We start from the raw sequence: 6,000 nt of genomic DNA, 5'->3' as shown, positions 1-6,000 counted from the left end.
CTACTTCGTAAGCGACTTTTACATCTTATCATGTTTTCAACTCCGTTGTCAACATGTTTTTTTATTTTTTTGTTTTGATGAAGCTGCGAAAGCTGATGTCCCGCAGCGACATGTATTAATATAACACCTATATTATTATTGGTCAACAATAAAAATGCATTTTTTTAAAAGTTTTTTGATACACGATAAAACCGATGATATACCTCGTGCCCTTTTGTCTCCGCTTTGATGACATCGATTACCTTCTTCTCTATCAAATATTCCAATAAAACGCCTAGGTCTACTGAATAAAACTTAACTTCCGGATGCTCCATAAGCTCTGCAATCGTCCACGGATCTTCTTTCATTCCCATTATTTCGACCAAATGCTGTGAACCTGCATTGGTCCTCGAATATATAAGAAATTCGCTCGCAAGGAATAAAAGCTCCAATCTTTTTTCGAGCGTTTCCTCACTGCTGATCAATTCTTTATACAGCTTGTAAATTTCAGGTTCCATATGCTTCACTTGGTTCCAGACAGTAACCTCCGGATAAAAGCCCTGTTCTATTATCTCCAAACGGGCCAAATGATGCAGGGAATGAACGATATGATTGTATGCCTCAAGATGATGGCCTTTTTCAAAGAAGCTTTTCCCATCCATGTACCTGCGAATTAACTTCGCGAACTCCATCCCCATCTTTAACTTCCTTCCATAGAAGGGGAACTCCCGGATTTCGGTTTTCAAACGGTCCAGATATTCGTTCCGGTCAAAAAGGACCTTCCCGTTATATATCCAGTCAACCACTTTGCGGTTCGTGCCTAATAGGAGCCATTCTTTTAATTGGTCTTCCTTTACGATATGCAGGGCCGCCTTTTTATCCTGGTATGTGTAGTGTTTTAAAAACACGGCCTCTTCTGCTTCGTCTGCAATTACAAAAAGGATGTAGTCAAACGTATCGGTAATCGGGCTATTATCATCTCTTTTTTCTACTAACAAGATTCCAAGTGTAGATTTTAAACTTGCTCGCTCTTGATAAATCGGGCGAAGGATATCTTCCATCATAAATTCCTCCAAAACCTTTTTTTTAGATTTTCGGCAAAACTCTTCAAATTCCTGCTTAGTTCCCTTACCCCAAACCATTTCAATTCAAAAGTAATATGTATCCTTTATTTCTTTTTTGTTCCATCCATTGTTTATGTTATAGTTAAAGTTATATTTTAGGAGGGACAATCCATGGCTAAATATTCTAGCAAAATCAATAAAATACGCACTTTTGCTTTGAGTTTGATTTTCATTGGCTTTATCGTAATGTACCTTGGGCTTTTCTTCAAAACACATCCTGTTGTCATGACGATTTTCATGGGGCTGGGCCTTTTATTCATAATCGCAAGCACAGGGGTTTATTTCTGGATTGGAATGCTTTCTACAAAATCGATCCAGGTTGTCTGCCCTAACTGCAGCAAACCTACAAAAATACTAGGACGTGTAGATATTTGCATGCATTGTGAAGAACCATTGACACTTGACAAAAAGTTGGAAGGCGAAGAATTCAATGAAAAATATAACCGGAAAAGCCTGCATGATTAAGTCGATTAGCTGAATTCCCTTTCACGAAGGCTTTAACAATTGTATCATTTCTTCATAAACATGAAAAAAAGTTCCAACCAAGTGGAGGAACTTTTTTTAATGCGATTCTTTTTTCGCACAATCCATACAGTCGCCGTAGATTTCCATCCGATGGTGACTAACATTGAAACCAGTGACTTGTGCTGCGAAATGCTCGACTTCATCCAATGCAGGATAATCGAAGTCCACAATTTTACCGCAAGTTTGGCAAATTACATGATAATGATTCGTCGTCACAAAATCAAACCTTGCCGAAGAATCCCCATACGTAAGTTCTGTTACCAAACCTACCTCGCGGAACACACGCAGGTTGTTATAAACCGTTGCCACACTCATATTCGGAAACTTGCCTTCCAGCGCTTTATATATATCATCAGCGGTAGGGTGGGACATGCAGCTTATCAAATACTCAAGTATCGCATGGCGTTGAGGAGTTATTCTTACACCGGTATCTTTTAAGGAATCCAACGCTTCTTTTAACTGAACTTCAGACACCGTCATCCACCTCTTTTTCTCATTAAGTATGCATTCTTAAATTATAATGTTTATAAATAGTGTACCTTTTATACGTTGAATTTGTCAATAATTCAATGGCTTAACCATTCTTTTTTAGTTTATTCATGAAGACTTGATTCTTTCCCATTTTTGCATTGAACTTAGTATCCCCTAGATAAGTCGATTACGTTGGTGAAGTCTTTTCCAGCTTTCAGGTATTCACGCATATTTTTTTCGAATATGGCAAAGGTCCTTGGTAAATATTCTCCGCTTTTACTTGAAAGATGCGGTGTGACTGTAACATTCTCCATCCTCCAAAACGGATGCCCTTTTCCTAAAGGCTCCGGATCAAATACATCCAAGACGGCATGAGACAATTCCCCAGCATCAAGGGCTTCGATCAGCACTTCATCTTTAATCAGGTCGCCGCGGCCAATATTCACGAATACTGCAGATTCTTTCATGGCTTTGAAGTGTTCTTTTTGCAGAAGGCCCTTCGTTTCATCCGTACTTGGCAGGACGGATACTATATAATCGGCTCCCGGTATGGCTTCCAATAAATGATCCAGGTCATACAGGTGATCAATGGATCCCACCGGTTTCCCGCTCCGGTTCACTCCTATCGTCTTCATCCCAAAGGCTTTCCCAAGACGAGCCACTTCCCCTCCTATTGCACCTACACCCAATACGAGCATGGTCTTGCCATTTAATTCCCCTACTTCAATCTTTCTATCCCACAATTCTTCCTTTTCATTCTTCATAAGCAGCTTCAATTTCTTTTCATATTGCAAAAGCATCCCTATCGTATACTCGGCCATCGGGATTTTATGTATGCCTCTTGCGTTGGTCACCATAATGCCTCGTTCCTCGATGGCTTTAAATGGCATTAGTTCCATCCCTGCACTCATGACCATGATCCATTTCAAGTTCGCTGCTTTCTCAATGATTTCTTCAGTTAAATCTTCACCATATGTAATTAAGATTTCCGCTTCACGAAGCGGCCCATCTTTCCATCCTTTTTGATAAATGAAGTTCAAATCAGGAAAAGCTTTCATCATTTTCATTTGGATACCTTCATTCGGAATGACAGTCGAAAGTATTAACATGTATATCTCCCCCTTTTAATTAACATAAAAAAACACGGGCTCTATGTGTCCCGCGCAACTTTCTCTGAGGAGGTATTCCCTTAATAAAGCATATTCGGGTGTCCCCTTTTTGAGTTGGACAAAAGCCTCATCCTTATTAAAAAAGGCTTTATTTTAAAGAATTTGGGTTTAATGCATGTAATTCCGGCAAAACAAAAAAGCCATCCCTTCTGATCAGGACGTCGTCGAAATAGATGTCACCGCCCCCATATTCCGGACGCTGGATCAAGACCATATCCCAATGTATCGATGACCGGTTTCCATTATCCGCTTCATCATAGGCAAGTCCGAGAGCCAAGTGCAGGCTCCCGCTTATTTTCTCATCGAACAAGATATCGTCCATAGGTTCCAATATGTATGGATTGATTCCAATAGCGAACTCCCCTATAAACCGGGACCCTTCATCAATATTCAGAATTTGGTTCATTTCAGGGTCACGATTGGAAGTCGCTTTAATGATTTTCCCCTTTTTCAAGTTCAATTCTATGTCACTAAAGGTGATTCCTTCATAGGTTGTGGGTGTGTTGAAGGATATCCTTCCATTAAGACTATCTTTTATGGGTGCCGTAAATACTTCCCCATCCGGTAAATTCTTTTTTCCGGCACATATGACGGCTGGCATGCCTTTGATGGAAAAGGTCAAATCTGTCCTTGGTGAAACGATCCTGACTTTGTCAGTACGTTGCATCAATTGTTTTAACGGCTTCAAAGCCGTCTCCATTTTCCCGTAATCCATTGTGCATACGTTCAAAAGAAAGTCTTCGTACCTATTGAACGTCATGCCGGCTTTTTGCGCTGCTGCCTTGGTGGGATAATTAAGTAAGACCCAACGTCGGTTGTTTACATAAAAAAGTGTAGGGGAATTCATGGCCTCCCCTTGAAGACGGTGCCTCTCGATGGGAACATCAGTCATTTCCGCAATGTTTTCTTCCCCAGTGATGATGATGACCGCATCGATATCCGTATATTTCTTCAAGGCCCATTGCGAAGCTGTGTCAAGCTGCTCCTTCACATTCCCTAGTAACAGGTGGCGGCTTATCTCATCGTCCTCGAGTTCCACATATGGATAAGCACCCACTCTGTATATTTCATCAATCAACTCTTTCAATAATGGTTTCGTGTTGATATGCCCCCGTATGAGGATTCTCTCTTTAGGCTGTAATTGTATCGAATGATGAACCAGCCTGGCTGCAAGCTTCGTTATCCTCTCATCCTTCATCTGCCTATCCCTTATTTTTCGAGTTCGCGAAGAGTTTCAAGCGCTTCTTCGACGTGGCCTTTAACCTTTACTTTTCGCCATTCTTTGACTACATTTCCAGCCTTATCAATCAGGAAAGTTGAACGTTCAATGCCCATATACTCCTTGCCGAAGTTCTTTTTCAATTGCCAAACATCAAATGATTCAGCCGCTTCATGATTTTCGTCAGCCAGCAGCAGAAAAGGCAATCCATGTTTTTCGATGAATTTTTCATGACGTGCCGCTGGATCTGGGCTGATACCAAGGATGACCGCGTTCAATTCCTCGAATTGCTCATTATGGTCCCGGAAATCACAGGCCTCCGTCGTGCAACCTGGCGTCATGTCTTTTGGGTAAAAATATAAAACAATGTTTTTCCCCTTAAAATCCGATAGGGAAACCATTTCACCATTGTTTGCAGGGAGTTTGAAATCAGGTGCTTTTTCGCCAATTTTAACAGTCATATTGAACCCTCCATTTCTTTCATTATGGTAAGAGTACCCAATAATCGAAAGAAACACAACTTTCATTTATCCTTCCTATCTTTCTGCTCCAGATCGATCACCGTACGAATCACGAACGCTGCCGGCAGTGTATACCCAATGAAGGCCTGAATGGTAGCTATCATCCTTCCCATGCCAATTGGGGCTATATCTCCATACCCTACAGAAAACATCGTCATCGCACTAAAATAAAAAGAAGTCTTCAATTGCTCATAGAAAGTCCCATCCAACCGATTGCCCATATCAAGAATCACCGAATGATTCTGAAGCTCGTATAATAAATAAATCAGTGCAAATCCAACTAATATCGTCGCATATAAATTGCCAAGCCACAGCATATCCTCTAGAGAAAATTTCTTTCCTCCCGACTCAACAAGAAATAACGTACGAATGCTCATCACCATGCAAAAAATGATCCCTGCAATCAAGATGTAGAAAGTCATCCCCCACGCCCCATTTCAAAACGCCACTTCCTCTATACATACTCCCTGTCCAAACAATATATTCTTTTTAGGAATCAGCCTTATCACCGACAAACGCATTAAACGGAAACTTTCCCTAATCCTTTTTCCATGTTGACCCTTTTGGTGGGATATGTTAAGATTGTCTAAATTTTTATAATAGTTTTTATTTTATAAATATTTGACCTGCAAACAGTTAACAAGGCAGGTTTTGCAAAATTTCATATGTGGAAATAGGTTCCTAATTTTCATTAGGATTAAAAGGGAAGTCCGGTGTAATTCCGGCACGGTCCCGCCACTGTAATGGGAATGTTAGCGTCTTTCGATATGCCACTGATCAACGGATCGGGAAGGCCAGCCGCTAATGATATTCCCTAAGTCAGGAGACCTGCCTATTTCGACAACACTGTTTTAACCTACGGGAGATAGGGAGGTGTTAGGGACCTTATAATTGTAAGGGGCATTTTGCATGCCACTTTATTTTAAGCATTTCTAACTTTCTTTTTTGACGGTTAGGAATGCTTTTTTTTTGTTCGATCAATTGAATGTAGG

Annotated in this window: 7 protein-coding genes and 1 riboswitch; of the genes, 1 reads left to right on the top strand and 6 read right to left on the bottom strand. The window is 40.6% G+C overall.

All coding sequences use genetic code 11. From position 1 onward, the window contains the following. Positions 1 to 164 precede the first annotated feature (164 nt). Entirely contained in the window at positions 165 to 1,040 is an 876-nt protein-coding gene (locus AC2YHV_RS06025; RefSeq protein ID WP_034305324.1) for a nucleotidyltransferase-like protein, read from the bottom strand. 174 nt (positions 1,041 to 1,214) lie between these two features. On the opposite strand from AC2YHV_RS06025, the gene AC2YHV_RS06020 reads away from it, so the two are divergent. Continuing rightward, complete coding sequence (locus AC2YHV_RS06020; protein WP_034305326.1) at positions 1,215 to 1,568, top strand: YgzB family protein; 354 nt, start codon at positions 1,215 to 1,217, stop codon at positions 1,566 to 1,568. Between the two features lie 96 nt (positions 1,569 to 1,664). On the opposite strand, the gene perR is transcribed toward AC2YHV_RS06020, so the two are convergent. From perR to AC2YHV_RS05995, 5 genes are all read right to left on the bottom strand, one after another. Next, the gene (perR, locus tag AC2YHV_RS06015) at positions 1,665 to 2,108 is read right to left on the bottom strand and encodes a peroxide-responsive transcriptional repressor PerR (RefSeq protein WP_487372801.1); all 444 of its coding nucleotides are present in this window, start codon (positions 2,106 to 2,108) and stop codon (positions 1,665 to 1,667) included. Positions 2,109 to 2,263: 155 nt separating this feature from the next. Continuing rightward, entirely contained in the window at positions 2,264 to 3,208 is a 945-nt protein-coding gene (locus AC2YHV_RS06010; RefSeq protein WP_487372800.1) for a D-2-hydroxyacid dehydrogenase, read from the bottom strand. A gap of 148 nt (positions 3,209 to 3,356) precedes the next feature. Beyond that, positions 3,357 to 4,466 (bottom strand): aminopeptidase, encoded by a 1,110-nt coding sequence (locus AC2YHV_RS06005; protein WP_487372799.1) that lies wholly within the window; start codon positions 4,464 to 4,466, stop codon positions 3,357 to 3,359. Between the two features lie 11 nt (positions 4,467 to 4,477). Next, on the bottom strand, positions 4,478 to 4,948 hold the full coding sequence (gene bcp / locus AC2YHV_RS06000; RefSeq protein ID WP_034306447.1) for a thioredoxin-dependent thiol peroxidase: 471 nt from the start codon (positions 4,946 to 4,948) through the stop codon (positions 4,478 to 4,480). Between the two features lie 62 nt (positions 4,949 to 5,010). Continuing rightward, positions 5,011 to 5,430: a potassium channel family protein gene (locus AC2YHV_RS05995; RefSeq protein ID WP_034305333.1), complete on the bottom strand. Its 420-nt coding sequence runs from the start codon at positions 5,428 to 5,430 to the stop codon at positions 5,011 to 5,013. A 236-nt stretch (positions 5,431 to 5,666) separates the two neighbouring features. Then, positions 5,667 to 5,858: riboswitch (cobalamin riboswitch) on the top strand. Positions 5,859 to 6,000: the final 142 nt, after the last annotated feature.

Source organism: Peribacillus sp. SRI_006 (genome assembly GCF_057586375.1).
This window is presented reverse-complemented; position numbering and strand designations above follow the sequence as displayed.

Coding starts and splice junctions, on each gene's coding strand:
- AC2YHV_RS06025 (WP_034305324.1), bottom strand. CDS start 1,040: ATGGAAGATATCCTTCGCCCGATTTATCAAGAGCGAGCAAGTTTAAAA.
- AC2YHV_RS06020 (WP_034305326.1), top strand. CDS start 1,215: ATGGCTAAATATTCTAGCAAAATCAATAAAATACGCACTTTTGCTTTG.
- perR (WP_487372801.1), bottom strand. CDS start 2,108: ATGACGGTGTCTGAAGTTCAGTTAAAAGAAGCGTTGGATTCCTTAAAA.
- AC2YHV_RS06010 (WP_487372800.1), bottom strand. CDS start 3,208: ATGTTAATACTTTCGACTGTCATTCCGAATGAAGGTATCCAAATGAAA.
- AC2YHV_RS06005 (WP_487372799.1), bottom strand. CDS start 4,466: ATGAAGGATGAGAGGATAACGAAGCTTGCAGCCAGGCTGGTTCATCAT.
- bcp (WP_034306447.1), bottom strand. CDS start 4,948: ATGACTGTTAAAATTGGCGAAAAAGCACCTGATTTCAAACTCCCTGCA.
- AC2YHV_RS05995 (WP_034305333.1), bottom strand. CDS start 5,430: ATGACTTTCTACATCTTGATTGCAGGGATCATTTTTTGCATGGTGATG.